This is a genomic window from Pseudomonas sp. JAI120, assembly GCF_014207255.1.
In the GTDB taxonomy this organism is placed as follows: domain Bacteria; phylum Pseudomonadota; class Gammaproteobacteria; order Pseudomonadales; family Pseudomonadaceae; genus Aquipseudomonas.
In genome coordinates this window covers 1-26,060 of the sequence record NZ_JACHCZ010000009.1, presented here as the reverse complement: position 1 = coordinate 26,060, position 26,060 = coordinate 1, and the positions used below count along the sequence as shown (strand labels likewise).

The following is a 26,060-nucleotide window of genomic DNA, read 5'->3' as shown; positions in this document are numbered from 1 at the left end:
TGGGTCTCTGTGGCGAGGGGGCTTGCTCCCGCTGGGCTGCGCAGCAGCCCATTGCTTAGCAACGACCTCTCTAACCTAAGGGCCCCACTGCTCGGCATGGTGTTTCAGCACAAACAGCTAACGCAGCGTTAGAGAACTTAACTACAACGCAGCAGGAACCGTCCGACTTCTCTTCGAACATCTCGTCACCTCTTATAAACATCCAACCAACCCTGGTTGCATAACAATAAGAGGTCACCCCCATGAACGAACCAACAAGCCCTGCCCGCGTCGCCGTCATTCAGTTCAACCCACAGGTCGGTATAGCCAACCGAAGCGACAACCTGCGTCAAAGTCTTCTACTGGCGACTGAAGCAGTAAACGGCGGCGCCAATCTGATCGTGCTGCCGGAGCTTTCCAACTGCGGCTATTTCTTCAGCAGCCGCCAGGACGCGTTTGATCATGCAGAGGCAGTGCCGAACGGACCGAGTGTGCGGGAATGGATCGACTTTGCCTGCAAGCATCAGGTGTATCTGGTCGCCGGTCTTAGCGAAATCGATGGTATGCAGTTGTTCAACACAGCCGTGTTGCTGGGGCCCAACGGGTTCATAGGCAAATACCGCAAAGCCCATTTATGGAACTTGGAAAAGCTTTGGTTCACGCCGGGGGATACTGGCTTTCCAGTGTTTGAAACGCCGATCGGTCGTATCGGCCTGCTGATCTGCTGGGACATCTGGTTCCCGGAGGTGCCGCGCATTTTGAGCCAGCAAGGCGCCGATATCATTTGCAGCTTGAACAATTGGGTGTGGACACCCCCACCGTTGTTCGATGAGGCAGGAAAGTGCATGGCGTCGTACCTGACGATGACAGCTGCACATGTGAACAACGTATTTATCGCGGCCGCGAGCCGCATTGGTGAAGAGCGAGACGCCCGCTATCTAGGCTGCTCCCTAATTGCGGGGACAAATGGCTGGCCAATCGGTGCCGTGGCTTCGGCCAATCGCCAGGAGATCCTGTTCGCCGACATTGACATCACCAGCGCCCGCAGCGCGCCGATCTGGAACAGCCTCAATGATCTGCAGCGGGACCGCCGCAATGATCTTTATGATCAGATGCTCGGGTATTCCCAACACCCTGCCCTGCCTCGCTGAGAGGAGGGCACATTATGGAAAGGTTATTTACCAAGAAAACACCGATCTGCTCACGGGTGGATATCACAGTGGTTGCACTGGGACTGGTCGCAGCCTTGCTCGCGGTATGGGTTGTAGCCAGTCATCGGGGTTCGTGGCCAGGATACAGTGAGATGGTGACGGCCCTACCCCACCCCGCCGCCTGGTTGCGGTGGGTAGTGGGAGATATCAGCGAAGTTGCCTTCTACAAGCATGAACTCGCGTCACTGGGCCTATTGAGTGGTGCCTATCTGGCTTGGTGGGCGAGCAAGCGCGGCAAAGCCTGGCAGGGCTTTTCCATTTGCTATGGCACCGGATTATGGCCTTGGGTGGTGACCAGTTCGTTGATCGGGCTGTTGCTGAGCAACCTGCTGTGGGGTTGGAGCGTTACCGCCGAAACCTGGCAGCCTACGTTTGCGGCGTTTGTTTCATTGCCAGCAGCGATAGTGCTCATGTTTGGCAGCGGTTGGAAGGTCGCCCTCAATGGTGCAGTGCTGGGAGCATTGCTGGTTACTCCATTGTGCTTGTTGATCGTCAATCTGGTGTGTGTGCCACTGGGTTTACCAGCCGTGGTCGGTAATGTGCTGGGCATGGCTATCGGAAGCGTCATCGCATTTGCACTGTGTCGTCGGGTGCCCTCGCTGGTGCGTTCGGACGCTATCGCTCCAGACCGACCGATACCTGTTACCCCGCCCAGTTACGGAGTGTTCTGGAGCCTGCGCCGAGTGCTGGCGGACTTTTCCGAAGCCCCCTTTTTTGGAAATGAGTTGGCCAGTCTCGGACTGTTGGCAGGCGTGTTACTTGCCTATGCCCTCAACCCCATGAGCCCGGCTTATGGCTCCGGCCTGCTTTTGCACATGGTAGGAGCGCAGGCACTGACGTCGGCTTTTGGCGTAGTGATCTGGCGCCATCAATGGATAAAGCGGGGTTGGTATCCCACCTATGTACCGTTGGTATCTGTGGTACCGGCAGCGGTGTTGACCCACGGTGGCAGTTGGATGGTGGTGACTTCAAGTGCATTGCTGGGCGCACTGGTCGCACCGCCGTTGGCCTGTGCAATTGCAGCGAGACTGCCTGCCCATTTTCATCCATACATTGGCAATGTAGTTTCAATGGCCTTGAGTACGTTGATGATTGTGCCGATCATAGGTTGGCTGGCAACTTGAAAGGTGTGGTTAGGGCCCCCCCTAACCACCTTTGAACACATCAACCGATCAAGCCAACGTTACCCGACGCATCGTCAGCGCCACTCGACCCACAAAGAAACTCAACGCCGCACGCGACAGCTGCTTGGGCGTCACCTCACGGGATCCCTGCTCGGCCTGTGGCTTCAGCTCCTCGTCCTCGCACAAATGCACTACGCCATCTGATGCATTCGCACCCCATGCCGGCCAATTGCTCCGCACTATCCTGACACCGGGCTGTCGTACTTCCATGCGCCTGAAACCCGGAGAAATCATGACCCAGGATGTCCTTGCCAAAGAAACCAACCGCCGCCAACTGCAGCAGATCATCTCCGGGCTGTCCGACGGGATAATCCTGGCCGAGGTCGACCAGACCATCCTCTGGGCCAATGAAGCCGCGCTGACCATGCACGGGGTGAATGAGGTCGCGGCACTGGGCAGCAATACCCGGGAATACGCCGAACGCTTCGCCCTGCGCTATCGCAATAATCATCCCTTGCCCCTGGAGAATTACCCCCTCGCCCGCGCGGCGGCAGGCGATGAATTCAGCGACGTGGTGGTGGAGGTCATGCCCACCTCCGATGAAGAAAAAACCTGGGTGCATCGCCTGCGCAGCCTGGTCATCAGCGACTCCCATGGCACGCCTGAATTGCTGGTGCTGATCCTCAGCGACGCCACCGAATGGGCCAGCGCCGAACAGCGCTTCGAAAAAACCTTCAACGCCAACCCGGCGCCGGCGGTGATCTGCCGCCTCAGCGACCTGCGCTATATCAAAGTGAACCAGGGCTTCCTGGAGATGACCGGCTACAACCGTGACCAGGTGATCGGCCGCTCAGTGTATGAGCTGGACGTGCTGGAGCATGCCGAGCGCAGGGACCTGGCCGTTCAGCGCCTCGGTGAAGGCGCGACCATCCCGCAGATGCAGGCCGAGCTGAAACTGCCCGGAGGCGGCAGCAAACTGGTGATTGTCGCCGGCCAGCCGCTGGACATGAACGAAGAAGACTGCATGCTGTTTTCCTTCACCGACCTGGAGCCACGCCGCAAGGCCGAAATCGCTCTGCGCCAGAGTGAAGAGCGCTTCGCCAAGTCGTTTCGCCTGACGCCGGTGCCCACATTGGTGTGCAGCGCCGACAATCGGCAGGTGGTGGATGTCAACGAAGCATTCATGGCCATGACCGGGTACACCAGTGAAGAGCTGATCGGTAAATCCACCGAAGACATCAACTTCATTGACAGCCAGGAGACAGCCGCCCAGTTGTTCGCCACCCTGGAGAAAGCCGGCAACCTCGATGGCCAGGACCTCAGGGTGCGCAAGAAAGGCAACGAGGTCATCGACTGCGTGGTCTCGGCCGACACGGTCATCATTCAAGATGTGCCCTGCTATCTGCTGGTGATGATGAACATCACCGAACGCAAGCGCTCGGAACTGGAGTTGGTGGCGGCCATCGAGGAAGTGATGCAGGACGCGTCCTGGTTCAGCCAGACCCTGATCGAGAAACTGGCCAATGCCAAGAGCGTCAACAGCCCCAACCTGCCGAACGTGGCCTTCACCGACCTGACCGCCCGTGAGCGTGATGTACTCGGTCTGATCTGCGAGGGCCTGGCCGACAAGGAGATCGCCTCACGCCTGAAATTGGCGCCCAATACCGTGCGTAACCATGTGGCTACGGTGTACTCGAAACTGGGGGTGCATAGCCGTAGCGCAGCGATCGTCTGGGCTCGTGAACGCGGACTGTTTGCCGGTGAACTGCGGGTTAAGAAAAGCCGATAAAAGTGCAAATGCACTAGTACAGTTAGTGCGAATTCGCCTTATCCAGCGCAGTCGCAATCCCTAACCTTCAGGGTGTGAGTACAGGGCTTTTAACCTGTGCCGTCGTAAAAACGACACCTTGAAGGAACCCACATGTTTACACTCTCTCAACTGCGAAATTGCATCGAAGAAGGCCTCGCGCCGCTGACATGCGAGTTCACCCTGTGCCGGGATGCGTCGCTGACCCTCAAGGTCTACGACGCCGACACCGGCCGGGTGGACCTGGTGGTGACGGGGATCAGCACCAACCGGCTGCAGACCCCGCAAGACGTGGAAAAGATGGTGGAAGAACTGCGCTACGAACTGCAAAGCAACAACATGGGCAACGTCACGCGGGAAGACGCGCCTTCAACGACGAACCAATGAAATAGAACACCCCGCCCGCGACGATGAACGCGCCTAACATGTAGAACATGTAGTGGGCCGGCAGGCTGGCCAGCACCAGCCCGCACAACACCGGCCCCAGCGCAGCCCCCAGGTTGGACAGGTTCTGCGCCCCGTAATACATGCCGCGTAAGTGGTCCGGGGCGATCCGGTCGATAAACATGTATTCGGCCGGGAACACGATGATTTCCCCCACGGTAAATACCGCCATCGCCAGCACCCACCACAGCACGTTGGTGGACAGTGCAAAACCGATCAAGCCCAACATGAACATGCCCAGGCCTGCGATCAGCCATTGGCTGAGGTAGCGGTGGGAAATACGTCGGCCAATCACGTACTGCAAGGCGATCACCAGCACGGCGTTGGTGGTGAGCACGGCGCTGATAACGGTGTAGGTGTATTCAGCACTGGTGGTGGTGACCAGGTACTGCGAGAGGTAGGCGGTGAACTGGCCGAACACCACGGCGCTGAGCACACCCCCGAGGGTGAAGCACACCAGGCGATGGTCACGCAGCAGCACGCGACCAACGGCCAGGAACGGCACCGGCTTTTGCGTGACATCGACGGTCGCCAGGGTGCGATCGCCCCAACGCCAGTACAGCAGGAAAAACCCCGCCCCCAACAGCGCCGACAAGATGAACGGCAGGCTGATGTCCAGCTTGGCCACCATCGCCCCAAAGAACGGCCCCGCGGCATAGCCGATATTGGTCAGTGTGTACTTGATGGAAAACACTTCGCTGCGCGCATCCTCCGGCAGCAAGCTGGCAAAACCGGCCTTTACCGCAATATCGATGACCGCGTAGGCCAGGTTGATCAGGATCAGACAGCTGTAGAACGCCCAGATGTTCTGCGCCAACACCGTACCGATAAACCCCAGCCCAAACAGCACGCTCAACCCCAGCAACAACCGATAACTGTTGATGCGGTCGACCAGAAAACCGCCATACACGCTGAGCAGCGAGCCGACGATCAACGAGCTGCCGATCACCAGCCCAACCTGGGTGATGTCGAGGGCAAAGTGGCGGGTGAGGTAGATCACCAGGTAAGGAAAGGTAATGGCCTTGGCCAGCGTCAGCAGCAACGTGGCGGACAACAACAGGTTCACGGCGCGGGGGTAGTTTCTTATTGTGGCAAGCATCCTGCTCTCTTTCTTTGAAGGTAACACGGTCTTGATGGCCGGTTACCTTAACGCAAGAGCCGAAAAAAAACGCGGGTCATTTCTTGACGGGCGTGATCTCCAGGATGGTGCCGTTGGTGGTTTTGAGCAGCACGAACTTATCGCCCACACGGGCCCACTGGCTGTCGGCTTCAGGCTGCTTGAGACCGCGTTTCTTCCAGTCGCTGACCGCCGACTCCTCGCGCATCAGGATGTCCGGGGCACGGTCGCCTTCTTTCAAATCACGGGTATTGATGTTCGAAGGCTGCACGGTTTCCTGGGGGGTATCGCCGGCCTGCACGGCAAAACTGGCGGTGGACAGGCTGGCGGCGGCCAGGACACAGGCGGCTAGGGTTTTGGACTTCATGGGTGCTCCTTCAATGAATGATGCGTACCCAGGTTCCGACCGCGGGCGCATGAAATCATTCAGCCTTCTGAACCTTGATCCCCTGTGATGAGCATCGGTATCTTCACAACTTTTCAGCCCCTGACAAATCTCCCTGTGGCTTACGCGCCCCGCCCATTGCCACCATGAAATAAATCCTGTAATTTTTCATGAAATTATTAGATATAAATTTCATGAACCAGCAAGAAGAACTCGACGCCCTCGCGATCCTGATCCACGACCTGCGCAAGCACAAGAAGCTCACCCTCGCCCAACTCGCACAGAAGATCGAGCGTTCGGTGGGCTTTCTGTCCCAGGTGGAACGCGGCTTGTCGCGTCCGACCGTGGCGGATCTCACCGCCATCAGCCATGCCCTCGATGTGCCCACCACCTATTTCTACAGCCTGTCCAAACCCAAGGCCGTGAGTTGGGTCACCCGCCCCAACGAACGTCGCACGGTGTATTACGCCAACGGCATCACCGACATCCTGGTTTCCCCCAGCATGAAGGGTGCCTTCTCGATGCTCGACAGCCTGCTGGCACCCGGTGCCAACAGCGGTGAACAGACCATGAGCGACCGCGCCGAGCAGGCCGGATTTGTACTGGAAGGCGAATTGACGCTGTGGGTAGAGGGTGAGGCCGATTCGGTCACCCTCGGCCCCGGTGACAGCTTCCACCTGGCCAGTTTCGCCCACTGCCGCTACGCCAACCTGACCGACCTGCCCGCCCGCGTGCTGTGGGTTTACAACTAGGAGCAACACCCGTGAAAAGCCAAGCCTCCACGTTACTGGCCGAAGTACGGACCTTTCGCCAGAACCATCCCGACGTGCGTTATGTCGACCTGATCGCCCTGGACATCCCCGGGCATTTCTACGGCAAGCGCTACCCCATCGAGATGCTCGAAAAGGTCGCCGCCGGCAGCCCCTTGAAGCTGCCGCAAAACGCCGTGCTGCTGGGGGTTCAGGGCGGGCTGTTCAAGATCGGCGACTACTGCTTCCACGACGGCGACCCGGATGCCAACCGTCGCCTGGTGCCCGGCACGCTCAAGCCGGTGAGCTGGGAGTCGCAGCCGTTGGGGCAGATGTTGATCACCTCGGACGGCACCGAAGCGCCGATCGAATTCGAACCTCGCGAAGTCCTGGCCAAGGTGCTGGAACGCCTGCACCACAAAGGCATTCACCCGGTGGTGGCCTTCGAACTGGAGTTCTACCTGTTCGACAAAAAACTCGACAACGGCCTGCCGCAATTCGCCCGCGACCCGCTGAGCAATGACACCGACGACCAGCCCAACCTGCATATCGAACGGCTGTCGCGCTTCAGCGAGGTGCTGGACGATATGGCGCAGACCGCCAAGGACCAGGGCATCGACATCACCGTGATCACCGCCGAACTCGGCCCCGGTCAGTTCGAGATCAATTTCGGTCACCTAGACGACGGCCTGCGCGCCGCCGACTGGGCGGCCCTGTTCTGCCGCAGCACCCGCGGCGTGGCGCTGAAACACGGCTACCGCGCCAGTTTCATGGCCAAGCCTTACCTGCAATTTCCCGGCAGCGGCATGCATGTGCATGTCAGCCTGTATGACGGCGCGGGCAACAATGTGCTCGCGGCGCACCAGCAGCAACCGCTGCGCCACGCCGTGGCCGGTTGCCTGGAATTGTTGCCCCATTGCATGCCGATCTTCTCGCCCAACCACAACGCCTTCCGTCGCCTGGGCGGTACGGTCAACGCCGCGACCCGCGCCAGTTGGGGGTTTGAAGACCGCGATGCGTGCGTGCGCATCCCCGATTCCGACCCGCGCAACCTGAGGATCGAACATCGCCTGGCCAGTGCCGACGCCAACCCGTATCTGGTGCTGGCGGCGATCCTGGTCGGCCTTGAGCATGGCCTTGAAGCCAAGCGCGAACCTATCGCGCCACTGAACGAGGACCGCAGCAGCGGCACCGACTTTCCCGTGGAAATGCTCGATGCCGTGCGCGCCATGCAGCATCAGCCGGTATTGCGCGATAAGCTGGGCGCTGAATTTATCGACGTGTACTGCGAAAACAAACGCCAGGACCACCTGGCCTTTCAACAAGAAATCAACGCGCGGGAATACCGCTGGTTTCTCTAACCCTGGAATAACGATGACCGAACAAAGCGCCCCGGCCCTCAAGGAAATCTTTAACGTCGAACGCCTGCAACACATCGCCAGCGAAATGACGGCGGTGTACCCGGCGTTCGACGCCAAGGGGTTTCTCAAGCATGCCAAGGCCGGGCTGGCCGAGTTGTCGGTGATGCAGCGTATGGCGCGGGTCAGCGAAAGCCTGCACGCGGTGATCCCGCTGGACTATGCCCAGAGCCTCAAGCTGCTTTACGCCCTGGCACCGCGCCTGAACAGCGGGTTTGTCAGCCTATGCCTGCCGCACTACGTGGCGAGCTACGGCCTGGATGACTTCAAGCGCTCCATGGCCGCGCTCAAATACTTCACCACCTTTGGCTCGGCTGAATTCGCCATAAGACACTTCTTGCTCCACGACTTCGAACGCACCCTGGCGATCATGCAAACGTGGTCGCTGGATGACAACGAACACGTGCGCCGCCTCGCCAGCGAAGGCTCGCGCCCGCGCCTGCCGTGGTCGTTTCGCCTGGCCGCGGTGCAGGCCAACCCCGAGCTGTGTGCGTCGATCCTCGACAACCTCAAGGCCGACAGCAGCCTCTACGTACGCAAATCCGTGGCCAACCACCTCAATGACATCACCAAGGACCACCCGGATTGGGTACTCAGCCTGATCGAAGGCTGGAACCTGGATAACCCGTACACCGCCTGGATCGCCCGCCATGCGCTGCGCAGCCTGATCAAGCAGGGCAACACCCGCGCGCTGACCATCATGGGCGCCGGCGCCAAGGCCGAGGTGAAGCTCCATGACCTGAGCGTGACCCCGGCGGTGATCACCCTGGGCGAGCGGATCACCCTGTCGTTCAACCTGGAATCCACCGCTGCCACAGCGCAAAAACTGGTGGTGGACTACGCCATCGACTACGTCAAAAGCGCCGGGCACAGCGCGGCCAAGGTGTTCAAGCTCAAGGCGTTTACGCTCGGCGCAGGTGAACAGCACAGCCTGCGCCGCGAGCAGCATATTCGCGCGTTGACCACGCGCAAGCACTATCCCGGCAGGCATACGGTGCATGTGTTGGTGAACGGGGAGCGATTGGGCAGTGCGCAATTCGAATTGCGCGATTAACCCGATGTCACCCACACCACAGATCACTGTGGGAGGGTTTTATCCGTTGGATTCGCCGAGCAACAGTGGCTGCTCCCGCGCGCACAACTCCACCACGTAATCCCACAACACCCGCAATCGCACCGACTTGTGCAGTTCCCGGCGCGAGCTGATCCAGTAACTGCGCTGGATCCCCTCCGCCGGCAGCAACGGCACCAGCTCCGGGTCGCCCGACGCCATGAAGCACGGCAACACCGCAATCCCCAAACCGGAGCGCGCGGCCTGGTGTTGGGCGATGACGCTGGTGCTGTGGAACACCACCTTGGGGTTACGGCAGAAACTGCTGAGGAACTTCAATTCCTGGCTGAACAGCAGGTCGTCGACGTAATCGATCCATGAATGGGCCGCGAGATCTTCGCGTTTTTCAATCGGTGGGGTGCGCGCCAGGTAGGCGCGGCTGGCATAGAGTGCCAGGCGGTAATCGGTGAGTTTACGCGTGACCAATTGACCGACGCTGGGGCGTTCGAGGTGGATGCTGATTTCCGCTTCGCGGTTGAGGATGCTGACGAAGCGAGGCACCGCCACCAGTTCCACTTCCAATCCGGGGTAGCGGTCGAACAGCCCGCCCATGCGCCCGGCGAGGAACATCACCCCCAACCCTTCGGCCACCCCGAGGCGGATCTTGCCCAGGGGCGCAGCGGAGTGGGTCAGTTCGTCCTCGGCCAGCAGCGCGACGTTTTCCATGGCTTCGGCGTGTTTGAGCAGGGCTTCGCCGGCAGGGGTCAGTTCGTAACCCTGGGCGTGCTGCACGAACAGCGCGGTGCCGAGGCTCTTCTCGATGGCTTCGATATGCCGGGCCACGGTGGCATGCGTGGTTTTCAGGCGCTGCGCGGCGGTGAGCAGGCGACCGCTGCGCTGCAACTCAAGAAAATACCGCAGGTCATTCCAGTCGAACATGTCGCCTCCATTGCATGAGCCCCAGGCAGCGCTGTTTAAAAACGCACAGCAGCTGGGTAAAAACTAACATTTTTAAGACGAAAACTAACAACTAGGATGGAGCCAATAAGAAAAACAAGCGAGACCTCAGATGCCCATTGCAGCTGCTGAATACGATTATGTGGTAGTAGGCGCCGGCCCCGCAGGCTGCCTGCTCGCCAATCGACTGTCCGCCAACCCTTCCCACCGCGTTCTGCTGCTCGAAGCCGGTGGCCGCGACAACTACCCCTGGATCCATATTCCCGTCGGCTACCTGTTCTGCATCGGTAACCCACGCACCGACTGGTGCTTCAAGACCGAGGCCCAGGAAGGCCTGCAAGGCCGTGCGCTGAGTTACCCACGGGGCAAGGTGCTCGGTGGCTGCTCCTCCATCAACGGCATGATCTACATGCGCGGCCAGGCCCAGGACTACGATGGCTGGGCGGCGGCAGGCAACGATGGCTGGGCCTGGAAAGACGTGCTGCCGCTGTTCAAGCAGAGCGAAAACCACTTTGCCGGCAGCTCGGAATTCCACAATGACGGCGGCGAATGGCGAGTCGAGCAGCAGCGGCTGCATTGGCCGATCCTGGACGCCTTTCGGGACGCCGCAGCGCAAAGCGGCATTGCCACGATCAGCGACTTCAACCAGGGCGATAACGAAGGCTGCGGCTACTTCCAGGTCAACCAAAAGGCTGGAGTGCGCTGGAATGCGGCCAAGGCATTTCTCAAACCGATCCGCCAGCGACCCAATCTCACCGTGCTGACCGAAGTCGAGGTGGACCGCGTGGTGCTGGAAAACGGCCGCGCCTCGGCCGTGATCGGGCGTCAAAACGGCCAGCAAGTGCGCTGGAAGGCGCGCAAGGAAATCGTGCTGTGCGCCGGCTCCGTGGGCTCGCCGGGCATCCTGCAACGCTCGGGGATCGGCCCGGCCAGCGTGCTCAAGCCGTTGGGCATCGATGTGCTGCATGAACTGCCGGGCGTCGGCGGCAACCTGCAGGATCATCTGCAATTGCGGCTGATCTACAAGCTGGAAAACGCCCGCACCCTGAACCAGATCGCCGGCACCGTATGGGGCAAGATGGGCATGGGCCTGCGCTACCTGTACGACCGCAGCGGCCCGCTGTCGATGGCGCCCAGCCAGCTCGGCGCGTTTGCCCGCTCGGGCCCGGAACAGACCTCGGCCAACCTTGAATATCACGTGCAGCCGCTGTCCCTGGAGCGCTTTGGCGAACCGCTGCACGGGTTCCCGGCGTTTACCGCCTCGGTCTGCGACCTGCGCCCGCAAAGCCGTGGCCGCATCGATATCCGCTCGGCCAACCCGGCGGATGCGCCGCTGATCCGGCCCAATTACCTCAGCCATCCAAAAGACTTGCGGGTGGCCGCCGACGCCATTCGCCTGACCCGACGCATCGTCGCCGCACCGGCCCTGAGCCAGTTCAAACCGGTGGAATACCTGCCCGGCGACGCGCTGCAAACCGAAGAGCAACTGCATGAAGCCGCCGCGCGTATCGGCACGACGATCTTCCATCCGGTCGGCACCTGCCGCATGGGCAGCGATAAAGACGCGGTGGTCGACGCCCAGTTGTGCGTGCATGGCGTGCCCGGCCTGCGTATCGCCGATGCCTCGGTCATGCCGCGCATTACCTCCGGCAATACCTGTTCACCCACGCTGATGATCGCGGAAAAAGCCGCGCAGCTGATCCTTTCGCCGAACACAAGGAGTCTCGCCCCGGAGAAAGAACTGGTTCATGCAATCTGAATAGCGGCGCCAACCCTGGCGCCGACAGTGGAACAACAATAAATAATCACTGTGAGGGCTTCCCGATGTCAGAACATGCTCAACCCCTGGGCTCGGCGACCAACGCGAGCACCGGTAACGAATCAAGAAAAGTCATCTTCGCCTCGTCCCTGGGGACGGTGTTCGAGTGGTATGACTTTTTCCTCTACGGCGCCCTGGCGGCGGTGATCAGCAAACAGTTCTTTGCCGGGGTCAACGACACCACGGCGTTTATCTTTGCCTTGATGGCCTTTGCGGCCGGCTTTGTGGTGCGGCCCTTCGGCGCGCTGGTGTTCGGCCGCCTGGGCGACATGATCGGGCGCAAGTACACCTTTCTGGTGACCATCATTTTGATGGGCGTGGCGACCTTTTGCGTCGGCCTGTTGCCGACCTACGCCAGCATCGGTATCGCGGCACCGATCATCCTGATCGTACTGCGCATGCTGCAAGGCCTGGCCTTGGGTGGTGAATACGGCGGCGCAGCCACTTATGTGGCCGAGCATGCACCGGCCGGCAAACGCGGCCTCAACACCAGCTGGATTCAATCCACCGCGACCCTCGGTTTGCTGCTGTCGTTGCTGGTGGTGCTGGCATGCCGGTACTTCACCGGCGATCAGTTCGAAGTCTGGGGCTGGCGTATTCCGTTCCTGTTTTCCATTGTGCTGCTGGGTATTTCCACCTGGATCCGCATGAGCCTGCACGAGTCGCCGGCATTCCTGAAAATGAAAGAGGAAGGTAAGTCCAGCAAGGCGCCGATCCGTGAGTCCTTCGGTAAATGGGAAAACCTCAAGGTGGTGCTGATCGCGCTGTTCAGCATCAACGGTGGGCAAGCGGTGACGTTCTACGCGTCGCAGTTCTATGTGCTGTTTTTCCTCACGCAGTTCCTGAAGATGGACCCGGCCCTGGCCAATATGCTGCTGATCATCAGCGTGGTGATTGGCGCGCCGTTCTTCGTCTTCTTTGGCTGGCTGTCGGACAAGGTCGGGCGCAAACCGGTGCTGATGCTCGGCCTGCTGCTGGCCACCGCGCTGTACTTCCCGATCTTCAAGGGCCTGGCGCACTACACCAACCCGGCGATGGACCAGGCCAGCCGCCAGGCACCGATCACCGTGCTGGCCGACCCGGCCACCTGTACCTTCCAGTTCGATCCGGTAGGCAAGGCGAAATTTGACAGCCCGTGCGACAAGGTCAAGACCTTCCTGGTCAAGCAAGGCCTGCCGTACAGCAGCGCCGCCGCCCCGGCCGGCAGCCCGGTGCAGGTCAGCGTGGGTGAAGTGCGCATCGACGGCTTCGACGAGGCCGCGCTGCGCGGTGCAGTGACCCTGGCCGGCTACCCGACTTCTGCGGATGTGGCCCAGGTCAACAAGGTCATGGTGGTAGTGCTGATCGTGGTGCTGATCCTGATCGCCGCCATGTGCTACGGCCCGCTGGCGGCACTGATGGTGGAGCTGTTTCCGACGCGTATTCGCTACACCTCGATGTCCCTGCCCTACCACATCGGTAACGGCTGGTTTGGCGGGTTCCTGCCGACCGTGTCGTTTGCGCTGGTGGTGTACACCGGGGATATCTTCTATGGCTTGTGGTACCCGGTGGTGGTGACGGGGGTGAGCCTGATTGTCGGATTGTTCTGCCTTAAAGAAACGCGGCATGTGGATCTCGACAACAATTAAACCGATCTCCTGAACACAGGAGATCCCTTGTGGGAGGGGGCTTGCTCCCGATAGCGGTGGTTCAGTCACAGCTGCGTTGACTGATATGGCGCTATCGGGAGCAATCCCCTTCCCACATTTATTCCGGCAACGCTTACACGAATTGCTGTACATCCATACAGATAACAGTTGCTCAAATCCCTCTGACTGAGCATCCTGCAAAGCATCAACCCGATCTGATGTGATGACCATGCGGCTGTACCTCTGTGAAAAACCCTCCCAGGCCAAGGACATTGCGGCCGTGCTCGGCGCCAGTCGCCGCGGCGACGGTTGCTGGTTGGGCAATGGGGTCACCGTCACCTGGTGCATCGGCCACCTGCTGGAAACCGCCCCGCCCGACGCCTACGACGCCAAATACAAACGCTGGGTACTGGCCGACCTGCCGATCGTCCCGGAAAAATGGAAGATGCTGGTCAAGCCCAAGACCGCCAGCCAGTTCAAGGCCGTCAAGCGCCTGCTGGGGGAAGCCCAGGAACTGGTGATTGCCACCGACGCCGACCGTGAGGGCGAGATGATCGCCCGCGAACTGGTCGAGCATTGTCGCTATCGCGGGCCGATCCAGCGGTTATGGCTGTCGGCACTGGACGATGCCTCCATCCGCAAGGCCCTGGCGGCACTCAAGCCAGGCGCCGAAACCTTCAGCCTGTACCACTCGGCCCTGGGCCGCTCCCGCGCCGACTGGCTGATCGGCATGAACATGAGTCGCCTGTTTACCCTGCTGGGGCGTCAGTCGGGGTATCAGGGCGTGCTGCCGGTAGGCCGGGTGCAAACACCGACCTTGCGCCTGGTGGTGGACCGCGACCGCAGCATCGCCGACTTCGTACCCGTGGCTTACTGGGCCATTGATGTGGACCTGCGCCACCCATCCATGACGTTTACCGCACAATGGCGCGCGACCGAGGATGCCTGTGACGACCAGGGCCGCTGCCTTGACCCGCAGTTGGCCCGGGACGCTGCCGACGCCATGACCAACGCCGCCAGCGCGCGGCTGATCAAGCTGCGCACCGAACGCATGCGCGAGGTGGCGCCCCTGCCCTTCGACCTCGGCACCCTGCAGGAAATCTGCTCGAAGAAACTCGGCCTCGGTGCCCAGGAAACCCTGGATATCGCCCAGTCCCTGTACGAAACCCACAAGGTCATCACCTACCCGCGCAGTGACTGTGGCTACTTGCCGTTGAGCCAGCACAGTGAGGCGCCGAAGATCCTCGCCGCATTGGGCCGTGCGGATGCGGCAGTCAATGAGTTGATGCCGCATATCGATCCCCTGCGCCGCTCACGGGCCTGGAACGATGCCAAGGTCAGCGCGCACCACGGCATCATTCCCACCGGCGCCGGCAAGGACGTTGGCCAACTCACCGGCAAGCACCGTGCGGTCTACACCCTGGTTCGCGCGCGCTACCTGGCGCAGTTCCTGCCCAACCATGAATACGATCGCACCCAGGCGGACTTCGACTGTGCGGGCCAGGCGTTGCGCGCGGTGGGCAAAGTGGTGATCGAGCCGGGCTGGAAACGTGCCTTGCCCGAAGCCCTGGCACCGGCAAAGAGCCGCGAAGCACCGGCACCCCAGGCCTTGCCGACACTGGTGCAAGGCCAGGATTACGCGGTGGCCAAGGTCAACCTCAAGGACCTGTGGACCCAACCGCCCAAGCCCTTTACCGAAGGTGACCTGATCAAGGCGATGAAAAACGTCGCCAAGCTGGTGGAAGACCCGCTGCTCAAGCAAAAGCTCAAGGACACCACCGGCATCGGCACCGAGGCCACCCGCGCCGGGATTATCCAGGGCCTGCTCGACCGCGGTTACCTGGTGAAGAACGGCAAGGCGCTGTCGGCGACCCCGGCAGCCTTCAGCCTGATCGACGCGGTGCCCCGTGCCATCGCCGACCCTGGCACCACCGCGATCTGGGAGCAGGCGCTGGACATGGTGCAAAGCGGCGAGATGAGCCTGGAAGAATTCGTTGCCAAGCAGGCGGCGTGGATGAGCAAGCAAGTGGCGCGTTGCAACGGCATGCGCATGACCATCACCGGGCCGGCCAGCCCGGCGGGTCGAGGTGCTGCGCCGTGGAAAAAGAAACGCAAGGCCGCCCCCCGCAAGGCAGCCGGCACGACCAAACGCGCCAAAAAGCCGGCGAATGCAGGATGAAAAGTGAAAAAAACCCTGTGAATGACGTTTTTCGACGGGTTTAACGCCGCTTTGGTCCTTGCAGCGCCGCAGCCCGTCTAGGATTCTGTAGGGAACTTGCTGACTTCCTAACAACAACACCGGAGTGGCCGCCATGAAGACCGTTGCACAATTGCTCAAAGCCAAGGACCAGAAAAACCAGGACGTTCACACCATCCAATGGGACCACACTGTGTTTGAAGCGCTGGTCCGGATGTCGGAGAAAAACGTCGGGGCCTTGCCGGTGGTCAAGGAAGGCGCGGTCGTGGGGATCATCAGCGAACGCGATTACGCACGCAAAATCATGCTCAAGGGGCTGTCGTCGGTCACCACAAAGGTCCACGAGGTGATGAGTTCCCCTGTTATCACCGTCGATACCCACAAAAGTGTCGAAGAGTGCATGAACATCATGACCGACAGCCACCTGCGCCACCTGCCCGTGGTCGAAGACGGCAAGCTGCTTGGCCTGCTGTCCATCGGTGACCTGGTCAAGGAAGCCATTGCCGAACAGGCTGACCTGATCAGGCAGTTGGAGCAGTACATCCGCGGCGAATAGGAGACACCATGCTCGACACGCTGGAACATCAGGAAGATCACCTCGATACCCTGCACCGCGCCATGGCCGAACGGCGCTTCCTGGTGTTGACCGGTGCAGGCATCAGCACGTCGTCGGGGATCCCCGACTACCGCGACAGCGAAGGCGTGCGCCGGGGCAAGGCGCCGATGATGTATCAGGAATTCCTCGCCACCGCGCAGGCGCGGCGCCGCTATTGGGCACGGGCGATGCTGGGCTGGCCGAGGGTACGTATCGCGCAGCCGAACAATGCTCACCGGGCACTGGCGACCCTGCAACAGCGCCAGCACATCACCGGCCTGATCACGCAGAACGTCGACACCTTGCATGACCAGGCCGGCAGTCACGATGTGATCGAACTACACGGCAGCCTGCACCGGGTACTGTGCCTGGATTGCCAGCTGCACAGCACGCGCGATGTGATCCAGCGGCAGATGGAAGTCGATAACCCGTACCTGGCGCAAGTCCATGCGGTACAGGCACCTGATGGTGACACCTTGCTCGACCCCGCGTTTGAAGAGCGCTTCCAGGTCCCCCACTGCCCCCATTGCGAGGGTGAACGACTGAAGCCGGACGTGGTGTTTTTTGGCGAGAACGTCGCGCCAGCGACGGCTGCCAGGGCGATGGCGGCGGTAGCGCATGCCGATGGGTTGCTGGTGGTGGGTTCGTCGCTGATGGCTTACTCCGCATTTCGCCTGTGCAAGGCGATGGTCGAACAGGGCAAGCCGGTGATCGCCATCAACTTGGGCAAGACCCGGGGTGATGAGTTGTTGCAGGTAAAGATCGAAACCTCGTGCGAGCAGCTTCTGCCCTTGCTGGCAGAGCGCCTGCAGTCAACTCCTCCTCAGCCATAGCGACCGTCCAGCGCAAAAAATGACGCTCAAGTCACGCACCTGCCGTATCTCCCCATACCTACGGCGAATTATGTAGTGATCAAAAATAATCACTACATAACCGTTGACGTAACCTTTTTGTCCTTGCATGATCTAGACGTCTCCCGGATCGGGAGCGTTGGTAACAAGCGTTTTGAACAAGCTCGTCTGACCGCCGAGCTGTTTTTTCCGGATGTGCACTGCCCACAAGGCAGATTGATGAAGCTGACCGGCCCGCAAGGATCGGTACAAGGCGCTCAAACGCGACTTGTCTTCGTTATGAAACCATTGCGTAGCAGTTCATCAGCAAGACTACATGCATCAGGTTCAAGACCCTGCCCGTATTCGGCAGACCGTCACTGACGCCCGGTTTTCCAAGCCGGAGACAACTAAGCAGTTTTAACGGAATCAACTGATAGATCGCCAACTGGTCAAGGGGCTTACACATGAATCTGAACAACCAACCAACTATCGATGAATTGGCTGAGATGTTCGCAGCGCAGAAAGACACACTCGACGACCATATCCTGTGGATTGGCAAATCGGGCGAAGTGCAAATTGACTGCCTGGCGCCCCATACCGAAGAAGCCGAGTTCGACCGCAATAACCGTGAACTGGCGGCGCGCCTGAAGATGTACCGCCGTGGCCAGGGTTATGTCGGTAAGAAAGCCGCGGCCGACCGCAACTTTATCGAGCAAGTGTTCCACACACTTAATACCGAATGGCAGAACCTCAAAGACCAATCGCAAGTTAAAGTGATTGATAGATACTGCTGATAACAGTGCACCTTTAAATTTAAGCCCGTTCGTTTATTCGAGCGGGCTTTTTAATACCTCTTTTATAACACCGCCGGGAACCTGCCCTTCCCCGCCTCATCCCGAAAAATATCAAACAACACCTGCGCCGCCGCCGACAGTTCATGCCCGGGCTTGGTCAACACGCCAATCGGCCGCTCGATCACCGGATCGGTCAAGGTGATGCAGTGCGCCCCCGCCTCCTGCATCTGCTGCGCACACAAGGCCGGTACGGCGCTGACACCCAGGCCGCTGGCGACCATCTTGCCCACGGTTGCCAATTGATGGCTTTCCAACGCCACCGGCAACTTCATCTTCAAGGCCCCCAGATGCTCTTCCAACATCACTCGCACCGTGGAAGGCCGCTGTAACGTGATGAACGGGTGCTCCAGCAAGGTTTTCCAGTCGACCTCGGCACACTGCGCCAGCCGTGAATCACCGGGCACCACCGCAATGAAACGGTCCAGGTACAACGGCGTAAAGGCCAGCGACGAACCCTCCGAGGGTTCAAACGCCACGCCCAGTTCCACATGGCGGTCGCGAACCATCTCCAGCACTTGCTCATTGATCAAGTCATGCACCGTCACGTTCACCTGGGGGTAACGCGCGCGGAATATCTTCAGGATCGGCGGCAGCAGGTTGCCGGCAAACGACGGCATCGCCGCCACGGTGACCCGACCGCGTTGCAGGGTGAACAGCTGACGCAGTTCGTCCTCGGTATTGTCCCAATCGGCCATCAGCCGACGGGCCAGCGGCAGCAGGGATTCGCCCTCGGGCGTGAGGGCCACATTGCGCGTATTACGGCTGAACAAGCGCCCGCCCAGCCCTTCTTCCAAGCCCTTGATGGTCAGGCTCAGCGCCGATTGAGAAAGGTGCAGACGCTCACAGGCAGCGGCAAAACTCAGGCTTTGGGCCACGGCAAGAAAGGCACGCATCTGTTTAACGGTCATGGCGCTACTCCGGGCGGCGGGTCGACTATGCTGTTTTCTAAATCAATCAACCTTAAAAAACAACTTAACAAATCAATCCGCCGGCGCAACACTCGATCTATTGGCTGGCCCACAAACAATAAAAGAGGTGCATATGGCAGGTTTCGATAAACGCGTGGCGTCCTACGAAGAAGCACTGGCAGGCCTGGAAGACGGCATGACCGTGCTCGCCGGTGGTTTCGGCCTGTGCGGAATTCCGGAAAACCTCATCGCCGAGATCAAGCGCAAAGGCACCCGTGACCTCACCGTGGTTTCCAATAACTGCGGCGTCGATGGTTTTGGCCTCGGCGTGCTGCTGGAAGAAAAGCAGATCAGCAAGGTGATCGCCTCCTACGTCGGTGAAAACGCCCTGTTCGAGAAGCAATTGCTCAGCGGCGAAATCGAAGTGGTGCTGACCCCCCAAGGCACCCTGGCGGAAAAAATGCGCGCAGGCGGCGCCGGTATCCCGGCCTTCTTCACCGCCACCGGCGTCGGCACCCCGGTCGCCGAAGGCAAGGAAACCCGCGAATTCAACGGTCGACCGTACCTGATGGAAGAATCCATTACCGGCGACTTCGCCATCGTCAAAGGCTGGAAAGCCGACCACTTCGGCAACGTCATCTATCGCCACACCGCCCAGAACTTCAACCCGCTGGCCGCCACCGCCGGCAAGATCACCGTGGTCGAAGTCGAGGAAATCGTCGAACCGGGCGAGCTGGACCCGGCGCAGATCCACACCCCTGGCATCTACGTCGACCGGATCATCTGCGGCACGTTCGAGAAGCGCATCGAACAGCGCACCGTGCGCAAATAATCCGCCCCCAGCCCGAACAATAAGGACTCCTAAAATGGCTCTTACCCGCGAACAAATGGCTCAACGCGTCGCCCGCGAAATGCAGGATGGTTTCTACGTCAACCTGGGCATCGGCATTCCGACCCTGGTGGCCAACTACATTCCCGAAGGCATGGAAGTGATGCTGCAATCGGAAAACGGCCTGCTGGGCATGGGCCCGTTTCCTACCGAAGACACCATCGATGCCGACATGATCAACGCCGGCAAGCAAACCGTGACGGCGCGCATCGGCGCCTCGATCTTCTCCTCCGCCGAATCCTTCGCGATGATTCGCGGCGGCCACGTCGACCTCACCGTACTCGGTGCCTTTGAAGTGGACGTACACGGCAACATCGCCTCGTGGATGATCCCCGGCAAACTGGTCAAGGGCATGGGCGGCGCCATGGACCTGGTGGCCGGTGCGGAAAACATCATCGTGATCATGACCCACGCCTCCAAGGACGGTGAGTCCAAGTTGCTCAGCCAATGCAGCCTGCCGCTGACCGGAGCCAACTGCATCAAGCGTGTGCTGACGGACCTGGCGTACCTGGAAATCGAAAATGGCGCTTTTGTCCTCAAGGAACGCGCACCTGGCGTCAGCGTTGAAGAGATTGTGAGCAAGACCGCCGGTAAACTGATCGTCCCGGACCACGTTCCAGAAATGCACTTCCAGTGAGGACAGATTCCATGCAAGACGTCGTGATTGTTGCTGCCACCCGCACCGCCGTGGGCAGCTTTCAAGGTTCGCTGGCAAGCATTCCGGCACCGGAGCTGGGCGCCGCCGTGATCCGTCGCCTGCTGGAGCAAACCGGTCTGGACCCGGCCGAAGTGGATGAAGTCATCCTCGGCCAGGTACTCACCGCGGGTTCCGGCCAGAACCCTGCACGCCAGGCCTCGATCCTCGCCGGCCTGCCCCACGCCGTGCCGAGCCTGACCCTCAACAAGGTCTGCGGCTCAGGCCTGAAAGCCCTGCACTTGGGCGCCCAGGCCATACGTTGCGGTGACGCCGAGGTCATCATCGCCGGCGGCATGGAGAACATGAGCCTGGCACCCTACGTACTGCCTGCTGCGCGCACGGGCTTGCGCATGGGCCATGCCAAGATGATCGACAGCATGATCACCGACGGCCTCTGGGATGCATTCAACGACTACCACATGGGCATCACCGCCGAGAACCTCGTGGACAAATACGGCATCAGCCGTGAAGCCCAGGATGCTTTCGCCGCCGCCTCCCAGCAAAAAGCCACCGCCGCTATCGAAGCGGGCAGGTTTGTCGACGAGATCACACCCATCCTGATTCCCCAGCGCAAGGGCGACCCGATTGCCTTCGCCGTGGATGAGCAGCCTCGCGCCGGCACCACCGCCGAATCCCTGGCCAAGCTCAAGCCTGCGTTCAAGAAAGACGGCAGCGTCACCGCCGGCAACGCCTCCAGCCTGAATGACGGCGCCGCTGCGGTGCTGCTGATGAGTGCCGACAAGGCCAAGGCCCTGGGCTTGCCGGTATTGGCGCGTATCGCCAGCTACGCCAACGCGGGCGTCGATCCGGCGATCATGGGCATCGGCCCGGTCTCGGCCACCCGCCGCTGCCTGGACAAAGCCGGTTGGAGCCTGGGCGACCTGGACCTGATCGAAGCCAACGAAGCCTTTGCCGCGCAATCCCTGGCGGTAGGTAAAGAGCTGGAGTGGGATGCGGACAAGGTCAACGTCAACGGCGGCGCCATCGCCATCGGCCACCCCATCGGCGCCTCAGGCTGCCGCGTGCTGGTCACCCTGCTGCACGAAATGATCAAGCGCGATGCCAGGAAAGGCCTGGCGACCCTGTGCATCGGTGGCGGCCAAGGCGTAGCCCTCGCCCTCGAACGCCACTGATAAAAGAGCAACACGGAAAAGGCCCGGCTCCACGAAAAGCCAGGCCTTTTCTTTATGCGGTTTCCCTGAAGAAACACAGCCCCCTCCCACATCAGATCTTCATTACCTGTCAGCTTGAGGCACGGCAAACACCGCATTCGCCCGCGCCACCACCTTCTCCGCCACCTGCAGGCTCACCGTGGCAAACGCCATCTGTCGCCCTCGCTTGTGATGTTCCAAGCGCACCGTAATCCACTCCCCCACCTGCACCGTCCCTAGGTAATCCACGGTCATGCTCGCCGTAATCAACGGCAACGGCGGCTCACTGGAAAACGCCATGGCATAGCCCATGCCGACATCCGCCAGGGTCGCCAACACCCCGCCGTGCACAGTCCCACGCCCATTGGCATGGCGATTGTCGGCGCGCAGGCCGATCTCCAGTTGCAGGCCGTCACCTCGGCAATACGCCGGGCCAAGCAAATCCAGCAACGGGCTGCTGCGCGGCAGCGGGACAAAACCTTCGGGCACGGCGTGAGCAATCATGGCGAGTATTCCTTGGGGGGCGGATTTGAGATGTACGCCACACGCCCAACGGCAGCCATCACCATCAGCCCTGCAAATCTTGCACGATACTTTGCGTTAATTCGCCGGACCCGCTTTAATCGCCGCCAATATCCCCCGCACACCTCAAGGAACTGCAATGCGCCATCCGGACGGCAACCTTCAATCGCTTCGCGCGCCCCTGTTGATCCTGCTGGCCGGTCTGGCTCTCGTCGGCTGCTCACCCAAGGACCACTCCCGCGCCACGGTGATCAATGGCGAACAAGGCCGGGCCGGCGCGCAACTGGCCTATGAGCACGAACTGACCCTGGCCCTGCCCGGCGCCCTGCTCGCGCCGCGCATGCAGGCGACCCGCGAGGCTTGTGAATCGGCGCGGTTTGGCGCGTGCAATATCCTTGGCATCACCGAGGACAGCAACGGCGGCGAGATCATCCTGCGGATCGCGCCCACCGGCGTCGAACCAATGGTCGCCATGGCCGCTGAAGGCGGCAAACTCGGCCAGCGCATCACCACCGCCGAAGACCTGGCCGACGCGGTCGCCGATGTACGCCGCCGCCAGGATCGCCTGCAAGCCCAGCAACAGCGCCTCGATGAACTGGCCAAGCGCAAGGACATCAGCGTCAGCGACCTGATCGCCTTGAGCAAGGAGCAGGCGGGCATTGAAAACGAACTGCAGGAGCTCGCCCAGGTTGCCGCCGGCCAGCAGCGTCGCCTGGATACCAACCGCGTCACCCTCAACTTCCGCTCTTCCGACGGCGCCAACCAACCGTCACGCTTCAGCCGGATGTTCAGCAACCTGGGCACTAACCTGGTGGACGGCACCGCAGACGCCCTGGAGCGCGCAAGCTATGTGCTGCCGTTCGTGATCCTGGCGTTTCCGGTGGTGTGGTTGTGGGTGTGGCTGTGGCGCAAATTTGTCAGGCGCCGCAGCTGATCAGCGCTTCATGCAGCGCTGGTACCGCTCATCTACGCGCTTGGCAAACCACGCCGTGGTCAGGTTGCGGGTGATCTTCGGGCTTTTGAGCACGATGCCCGGCAGGATCGCACGGGGCAGCGGCTTGCCGGCGGCCTTATCGGCCAGCGCAAACACGCGTTTGTAGAGGGTGGTGTCTTCAAAATCCAGCTGCTCGCCCTGTTCCAGCTGGCTGCGAATGCTGGGGTTGCGCATGTCCAGCTTCGCGCCCAATGAGCGCACCGCCAGTTCGGTGGTACCGGGCAGCAATGAGCCGTAGCGAATCAGATCCCCATCCAGCGCCAACTCAGTGCCCGACGCGCGGCTGACCGCCGCCTGGAACGCCGCATTACGGCTGGCGTACCACCCCGCATTGAAGTCGGCAAAACGGTACAGCGGCTGTTCATAGCTCACCGGGTAACCAAGCAAATGGGCGATACCGAAGTACATGCCGCCGCGCCGGGTGAAGACTTCCCGACGAATCGTGCCATCCGCCGTGTAGGGATAACCCCGCGCCTGTTTCTGCGCGAAGTCGATACTGACCTGCATGGGGCCGGCGGTGTGCACCGGGTTGAAGCCGCCAAACAGGGTGTTGCCCAGGGGCACCATGCTGATGAAGTCATCGAAGATGCCGCTCAGGTCCTTCTCCGTGCGCGCGGCATTCAAGCGGTCGGCGTAGGACTTGCCGGTGGGCGAGCGCAGTTGCAGGGCGCTGCGCACCACAAACGCCGGTACATGCACCTTGGCGGCACGGCGCAGGATTTCATCCTGGGCGATCTTGCCCATGTTGGGTACGGGCGGGTCGACCTGAAAGGTGGATTCCTGCTCGGTTACCGCCAATACGGCACAGATATTCTCGGTACTGGGGTAGATCTTTTGAGTATCAAAGGCGGTGTAGATGTCCTGGGCCCAGCCGTTGCGGTCTGGAACCTTAGCCGGGAGCAGGCGCACGATCTCGGCCTTCACCTCGGCTTCGCTGCGCTCTGGTTGCTGCGGGCCGCGTGACGTGGAACAGCCGGCCAGCACCAGCAAGGAGGCAAGGCAGAGGATCAGGCAGCGTGGGGACATGGGGCTTCCTTGAGGACGATGGGCCAGGCGTTGCGGATATGGACCGGTAAGTCTAACGCGGGTTCGCCAACTCGCCTTCTCGCCAACCCAGGCCGAACGTGACAGGATCTGTCATCCCTCATTCGTACACGGAGTTTGAATGCCATGCTCAGCCTGAACTTCCTCGTCACCTGCCTGATTGTCGTACTGATCCCCGGTACCGGCGTGATCTTTACCGTGTCCACGGGCCTCACCGCCGGCAAGCGCGCCAGTGTGTTCGCCGCGCTGGGTTGTACGGCCGGTATCCTCCCGCATCTGCTGGCATCCGTGCTCGGCCTTTCCGCACTGCTGCATACCAGCGCGCTGGCCTTCGAAGTCCTGAAATACGCTGGCGTCGCCTATCTGTTGTATCTGGCGTATGTCACCTGGCGTGATCGCTCGGCCTTCGCCATGAATGACGCACCGACAGTCGCCACCGCGCGCAGTTTGATGCTGCGCGGCTTCCTGCTGAATATTCTCAACCCCAAGCTGACCATTTTCTTCCTGGCTTTCCTGCCCCAGTTCGTGGCGCCAGGCAGCACGGCACCTGCCGTGCAAATGCTGGTGCTGAGCGCGGTGTTCATGGCGATGACGTTCGCGGTGTTTGTGATCTACGGCTTGCTGGCCAACGGGTTTCGCCGCGCGGTGATCGAGTCGCCACGGGTGCAGAACTGGCTGCGCCGCAGTTTTGCGGCGGCGTTTGCGGGGCTGGGGTTGAACCTGGCGTTTGCACAGCGCTGAAGGCTTTTGATAGGACGATAGCCGCTGAAAGATCCCACGTAACGGCAAGATAAGCTCTACAGCCCCAGCCTGAAAACCTCTGCAAAGTCCCTCGCCTGAATACACAGTGCGAGGGATTGCAGATGGTTGTTTTCGTTAAAGCCCTGGTTCATGGGGCTGCGTCTTGAACCCGGCCATTGGCAGGCTGGCCCTGACCCCGATGGATGTGAAAACGGTCGACGTTGAAAGCGTCTTCCGTGACTTTCGCGAATGCCTGAATACGTTCGATGACTGGGCGCAAAGCTTCTGGAGCTTCTCGGCACTGGAGGTCGAGCAGGTCTTCAAGGTCGGCGATGAGGTGGCGCTGGTCGCGCCGATCAATCGCTCAATCACCCCCAGCAGCACCGTCGCCACGTGCTCCGCCAATGGCACCCTGACCCTGGTGCATATGTTCCAGAGCACGCGGTCCGTGCCCATTGGCAACACGCCGGTGATGCTGCAACGCGTCGATCCCAATGGCGGCCCGTTGGGCGAGCCGATCCACAAGACCATCGGCCCCAGCGGTATCCTCGAAATCACCGAGTGTGATCGCAACCAGCAGTACCGAATCAGTTTCTACCCCAACGTTTCCAAGGATCACGTCAAGGCGCTGTATGGGTCTTATCAGTCGGTGATCCTGGGGTTGGAGGCTCGCCTGCGTGAAGAGTGGGCCGGCACTTTCCAGGATCAGTGGAAAGACTATGCCGAAGCCAAGCCGCTCGATCGGCGCCGAATGCTGGAAGCAGCGTTTTTCAGCGGCCTTGGAAAAGCCCTCTTCAATGTGTGGGACAACGTTACGCAGCTGTATGACCTGTTGGCGGATCTCAAGCCCGACAGCGAAAAGCTGTTGGCCTACATCTCCCAGGCCGAACTCGATGAACTGTTGAAGCTCGGCAAAGACACCATTGCCAACGGTTTGCTTGTGCTC

General features: G+C 60.6%; 24 protein-coding genes and 1 pseudogene. 19 read left to right on the top strand and 6 right to left on the bottom strand.

Translation table 11 applies throughout. From position 1 onward, the window contains the following. The first annotated feature begins 242 nt into the window (after positions 1 to 242). The 4 genes from HDC32_RS30145 to HDC32_RS30130 all read left to right on the top strand — a co-directional run bounded on the left by HDC32_RS30145 (position 243) and on the right by HDC32_RS30130 (position 4,508). Positions 243 to 1,130: a nitrilase family protein gene (locus HDC32_RS30145; protein WP_184746486.1), complete on the top strand. Its 888-nt coding sequence runs from the start codon at positions 243 to 245 to the stop codon at positions 1,128 to 1,130. 14 nt (positions 1,131 to 1,144) lie between these two features. Next, a complete protein-coding gene (locus tag HDC32_RS30140) occupies positions 1,145 to 2,314 on the top strand; it encodes a hypothetical protein (RefSeq protein WP_184746484.1) in 1,170 nt (389 codons plus the stop codon). Between the two features lie 292 nt (positions 2,315 to 2,606). Beyond that, complete coding sequence (locus HDC32_RS30135) at positions 2,607 to 4,103, top strand: PAS domain S-box protein (protein WP_184746482.1); 1,497 nt, start codon at positions 2,607 to 2,609, stop codon at positions 4,101 to 4,103. 132 nt (positions 4,104 to 4,235) lie between these two features. After that, the gene (locus HDC32_RS30130) at positions 4,236 to 4,508 is read left to right on the top strand and encodes a DUF1652 domain-containing protein (RefSeq protein WP_184746480.1); all 273 of its coding nucleotides are present in this window, start codon (positions 4,236 to 4,238) and stop codon (positions 4,506 to 4,508) included. Here HDC32_RS30130 and HDC32_RS30125 read toward each other — a convergent pair. Both HDC32_RS30125 and HDC32_RS30120 read right to left on the bottom strand, forming a co-directional pair. Then, positions 4,471 to 5,664 (bottom strand): MFS transporter, encoded by a 1,194-nt coding sequence (locus HDC32_RS30125; protein ID WP_131699980.1) that lies wholly within the window; start codon positions 5,662 to 5,664, stop codon positions 4,471 to 4,473. The genes HDC32_RS30130 and HDC32_RS30125 overlap by 38 nt on opposite strands. Positions 5,665 to 5,740: 76 nt before the next feature. Then, positions 5,741 to 6,049 carry an RcnB family protein gene (locus HDC32_RS30120; protein ID WP_167656655.1) on the bottom strand — a complete coding sequence of 103 codons (309 nt, stop codon included), beginning with the start codon at positions 6,047 to 6,049 and terminating at the stop codon, positions 5,741 to 5,743. A gap of 212 nt (positions 6,050 to 6,261) precedes the next feature. Here HDC32_RS30120 and HDC32_RS30115 point away from each other — a divergent pair, with 212 nt between their 5' ends. From HDC32_RS30115 to HDC32_RS30105, 3 genes are read left to right on the top strand one after another with little or no spacing between them, the layout of a single operon-like run. Further along, positions 6,262 to 6,819: a helix-turn-helix domain-containing protein gene (locus tag HDC32_RS30115; protein ID WP_131699982.1), complete on the top strand. Its 558-nt coding sequence runs from the start codon at positions 6,262 to 6,264 to the stop codon at positions 6,817 to 6,819. Positions 6,820 to 6,830: 11 nt separating this feature from the next. After that, positions 6,831 to 8,177, top strand: coding sequence for a glutamine synthetase family protein (locus HDC32_RS30110; protein ID WP_145337101.1), 1,347 nt, complete (start codon positions 6,831 to 6,833; stop codon positions 8,175 to 8,177). Positions 8,178 to 8,190: 13 nt separating this feature from the next. Next, a complete protein-coding gene (locus HDC32_RS30105; protein ID WP_184746478.1) occupies positions 8,191 to 9,288 on the top strand; it encodes a DNA alkylation repair protein in 1,098 nt (365 codons plus the stop codon). Positions 9,289 to 9,327: 39 nt separating this feature from the next. Here HDC32_RS30105 and HDC32_RS30100 read toward each other — a convergent pair whose 3' ends face one another. Next, positions 9,328 to 10,224: a LysR family transcriptional regulator gene (locus tag HDC32_RS30100; protein ID WP_184746476.1), complete on the bottom strand. Its 897-nt coding sequence runs from the start codon at positions 10,222 to 10,224 to the stop codon at positions 9,328 to 9,330. Between the two features lie 130 nt (positions 10,225 to 10,354). Between HDC32_RS30100 and HDC32_RS30095 the strand changes: the two genes are divergently transcribed. From HDC32_RS30095 to HDC32_RS30070, 6 genes are all read left to right on the top strand, one after another. Next, positions 10,355 to 12,001 carry a GMC family oxidoreductase gene (locus tag HDC32_RS30095; RefSeq protein ID WP_184746474.1) on the top strand — a complete coding sequence of 549 codons (1,647 nt, stop codon included), beginning with the start codon at positions 10,355 to 10,357 and terminating at the stop codon, positions 11,999 to 12,001. Between the two features lie 65 nt (positions 12,002 to 12,066). Next, positions 12,067 to 13,689 carry an MFS transporter gene (locus tag HDC32_RS30090; RefSeq protein ID WP_131699987.1) on the top strand — a complete coding sequence of 541 codons (1,623 nt, stop codon included), beginning with the start codon at positions 12,067 to 12,069 and terminating at the stop codon, positions 13,687 to 13,689. A 229-nt stretch (positions 13,690 to 13,918) separates the two neighbouring features. Next, complete coding sequence (locus HDC32_RS30085; protein WP_184746472.1) at positions 13,919 to 15,868, top strand: DNA topoisomerase III; 1,950 nt, start codon at positions 13,919 to 13,921, stop codon at positions 15,866 to 15,868. A gap of 133 nt (positions 15,869 to 16,001) precedes the next feature. After that, a complete protein-coding gene (locus HDC32_RS30080; RefSeq protein ID WP_131699988.1) occupies positions 16,002 to 16,442 on the top strand; it encodes a CBS domain-containing protein in 441 nt (146 codons plus the stop codon). An 8-nt stretch (positions 16,443 to 16,450) separates the two neighbouring features. Continuing rightward, positions 16,451 to 17,314: an NAD-dependent protein deacetylase gene (locus HDC32_RS30075; protein WP_184746470.1), complete on the top strand. Its 864-nt coding sequence runs from the start codon at positions 16,451 to 16,453 to the stop codon at positions 17,312 to 17,314. 464 nt (positions 17,315 to 17,778) lie between these two features. After that, complete coding sequence (locus HDC32_RS30070; RefSeq protein WP_131699990.1) at positions 17,779 to 18,108, top strand: hypothetical protein; 330 nt, start codon at positions 17,779 to 17,781, stop codon at positions 18,106 to 18,108. A gap of 62 nt (positions 18,109 to 18,170) precedes the next feature. Here the strand turns inward: HDC32_RS30070 and HDC32_RS30065 are convergent, their stop codons facing one another. After that, positions 18,171 to 19,076 carry a LysR family transcriptional regulator gene (locus tag HDC32_RS30065; RefSeq protein WP_145337095.1) on the bottom strand — a complete coding sequence of 302 codons (906 nt, stop codon included), beginning with the start codon at positions 19,074 to 19,076 and terminating at the stop codon, positions 18,171 to 18,173. A gap of 133 nt (positions 19,077 to 19,209) precedes the next feature. Here HDC32_RS30065 and HDC32_RS30060 point away from each other — a divergent pair, with 133 nt between their 5' ends. Genes HDC32_RS30060 through HDC32_RS30050 form a run of 3 tightly spaced genes read left to right on the top strand, consistent with a single transcriptional unit; the run spans position 19,210 to position 21,795 of the window. Continuing rightward, a complete protein-coding gene (locus HDC32_RS30060; RefSeq protein WP_131699992.1) occupies positions 19,210 to 19,908 on the top strand; it encodes a CoA transferase subunit A in 699 nt (232 codons plus the stop codon). 34 nt (positions 19,909 to 19,942) lie between these two features. Continuing rightward, positions 19,943 to 20,602, top strand: coding sequence for a CoA transferase subunit B (locus HDC32_RS30055; protein WP_027603173.1), 660 nt, complete (start codon positions 19,943 to 19,945; stop codon positions 20,600 to 20,602). A gap of 11 nt (positions 20,603 to 20,613) precedes the next feature. Further along, entirely contained in the window at positions 20,614 to 21,795 is a 1,182-nt protein-coding gene (locus HDC32_RS30050; RefSeq protein ID WP_145337094.1) for an acetyl-CoA C-acetyltransferase, read from the top strand. Positions 21,796 to 21,897: 102 nt separating this feature from the next. Here HDC32_RS30050 and HDC32_RS30045 read toward each other — a convergent pair whose 3' ends face one another. Then, entirely contained in the window at positions 21,898 to 22,317 is a 420-nt protein-coding gene (locus HDC32_RS30045; RefSeq protein WP_167656649.1) for a PaaI family thioesterase, read from the bottom strand. 157 nt (positions 22,318 to 22,474) lie between these two features. On the opposite strand from HDC32_RS30045, the gene HDC32_RS30040 reads away from it, so the two are divergent. Then, positions 22,475 to 23,269, top strand: a complete 795-nt coding sequence (locus HDC32_RS30040) for a DUF4349 domain-containing protein (protein WP_145337092.1) — start codon at positions 22,475 to 22,477, stop codon at positions 23,267 to 23,269. Here HDC32_RS30040 and HDC32_RS30035 read toward each other — a convergent pair whose 3' ends face one another. Then, on the bottom strand, positions 23,270 to 24,355 hold the full coding sequence (locus tag HDC32_RS30035) for a DUF1615 domain-containing protein (RefSeq protein ID WP_184746467.1): 1,086 nt from the start codon (positions 24,353 to 24,355) through the stop codon (positions 23,270 to 23,272). It abuts the gene before it with no gap. A 144-nt stretch (positions 24,356 to 24,499) separates the two neighbouring features. Here HDC32_RS30035 and HDC32_RS30030 point away from each other — a divergent pair, with 144 nt between their 5' ends. Both HDC32_RS30030 and HDC32_RS30025 read left to right on the top strand, forming a co-directional pair. Beyond that, positions 24,500 to 25,114, top strand: a complete 615-nt coding sequence (locus HDC32_RS30030) for a LysE family translocator (protein WP_184746465.1) — start codon at positions 24,500 to 24,502, stop codon at positions 25,112 to 25,114. Positions 25,115 to 25,313: 199 nt separating this feature from the next. Next, positions 25,314 to 26,060, top strand: a pseudogene (locus tag HDC32_RS30025) (type IV secretion protein Rhs); the annotation flags it as partial.

Coding starts and splice junctions, on each gene's coding strand:
- HDC32_RS30100 (WP_184746476.1), bottom strand. CDS start 10,224: ATGTTCGACTGGAATGACCTGCGGTATTTTCTTGAGTTGCAGCGCAGC.
- HDC32_RS30055 (WP_027603173.1), top strand. CDS start 19,943: ATGGCTCTTACCCGCGAACAAATGGCTCAACGCGTCGCCCGCGAAATG.
- HDC32_RS30040 (WP_145337092.1), top strand. CDS start 22,475: ATGCGCCATCCGGACGGCAACCTTCAATCGCTTCGCGCGCCCCTGTTG.
- HDC32_RS30030 (WP_184746465.1), top strand. CDS start 24,500: ATGCTCAGCCTGAACTTCCTCGTCACCTGCCTGATTGTCGTACTGATC.
- HDC32_RS30125 (WP_131699980.1), bottom strand. CDS start 5,664: ATGCTTGCCACAATAAGAAACTACCCCCGCGCCGTGAACCTGTTGTTG.
- HDC32_RS30095 (WP_184746474.1), top strand. CDS start 10,355: ATGCCCATTGCAGCTGCTGAATACGATTATGTGGTAGTAGGCGCCGGC.
- HDC32_RS30070 (WP_131699990.1), top strand. CDS start 17,779: ATGAATCTGAACAACCAACCAACTATCGATGAATTGGCTGAGATGTTC.
- HDC32_RS30085 (WP_184746472.1), top strand. CDS start 13,919: ATGCGGCTGTACCTCTGTGAAAAACCCTCCCAGGCCAAGGACATTGCG.
- HDC32_RS30145 (WP_184746486.1), top strand. CDS start 243: ATGAACGAACCAACAAGCCCTGCCCGCGTCGCCGTCATTCAGTTCAAC.
- HDC32_RS30050 (WP_145337094.1), top strand. CDS start 20,614: ATGCAAGACGTCGTGATTGTTGCTGCCACCCGCACCGCCGTGGGCAGC.
- HDC32_RS30140 (WP_184746484.1), top strand. CDS start 1,145: ATGGAAAGGTTATTTACCAAGAAAACACCGATCTGCTCACGGGTGGAT.
- HDC32_RS30115 (WP_131699982.1), top strand. CDS start 6,262: ATGAACCAGCAAGAAGAACTCGACGCCCTCGCGATCCTGATCCACGAC.
- HDC32_RS30090 (WP_131699987.1), top strand. CDS start 12,067: ATGTCAGAACATGCTCAACCCCTGGGCTCGGCGACCAACGCGAGCACC.
- HDC32_RS30080 (WP_131699988.1), top strand. CDS start 16,002: ATGAAGACCGTTGCACAATTGCTCAAAGCCAAGGACCAGAAAAACCAG.
- HDC32_RS30045 (WP_167656649.1), bottom strand. CDS start 22,317: ATGATTGCTCACGCCGTGCCCGAAGGTTTTGTCCCGCTGCCGCGCAGC.
- HDC32_RS30135 (WP_184746482.1), top strand. CDS start 2,607: ATGACCCAGGATGTCCTTGCCAAAGAAACCAACCGCCGCCAACTGCAG.
- HDC32_RS30060 (WP_131699992.1), top strand. CDS start 19,210: ATGGCAGGTTTCGATAAACGCGTGGCGTCCTACGAAGAAGCACTGGCA.
- HDC32_RS30120 (WP_167656655.1), bottom strand. CDS start 6,049: ATGAAGTCCAAAACCCTAGCCGCCTGTGTCCTGGCCGCCGCCAGCCTG.
- HDC32_RS30105 (WP_184746478.1), top strand. CDS start 8,191: ATGACCGAACAAAGCGCCCCGGCCCTCAAGGAAATCTTTAACGTCGAA.
- HDC32_RS30130 (WP_184746480.1), top strand. CDS start 4,236: ATGTTTACACTCTCTCAACTGCGAAATTGCATCGAAGAAGGCCTCGCG.
- HDC32_RS30075 (WP_184746470.1), top strand. CDS start 16,451: ATGCTCGACACGCTGGAACATCAGGAAGATCACCTCGATACCCTGCAC.
- HDC32_RS30065 (WP_145337095.1), bottom strand. CDS start 19,076: ATGACCGTTAAACAGATGCGTGCCTTTCTTGCCGTGGCCCAAAGCCTG.
- HDC32_RS30035 (WP_184746467.1), bottom strand. CDS start 24,355: ATGTCCCCACGCTGCCTGATCCTCTGCCTTGCCTCCTTGCTGGTGCTG.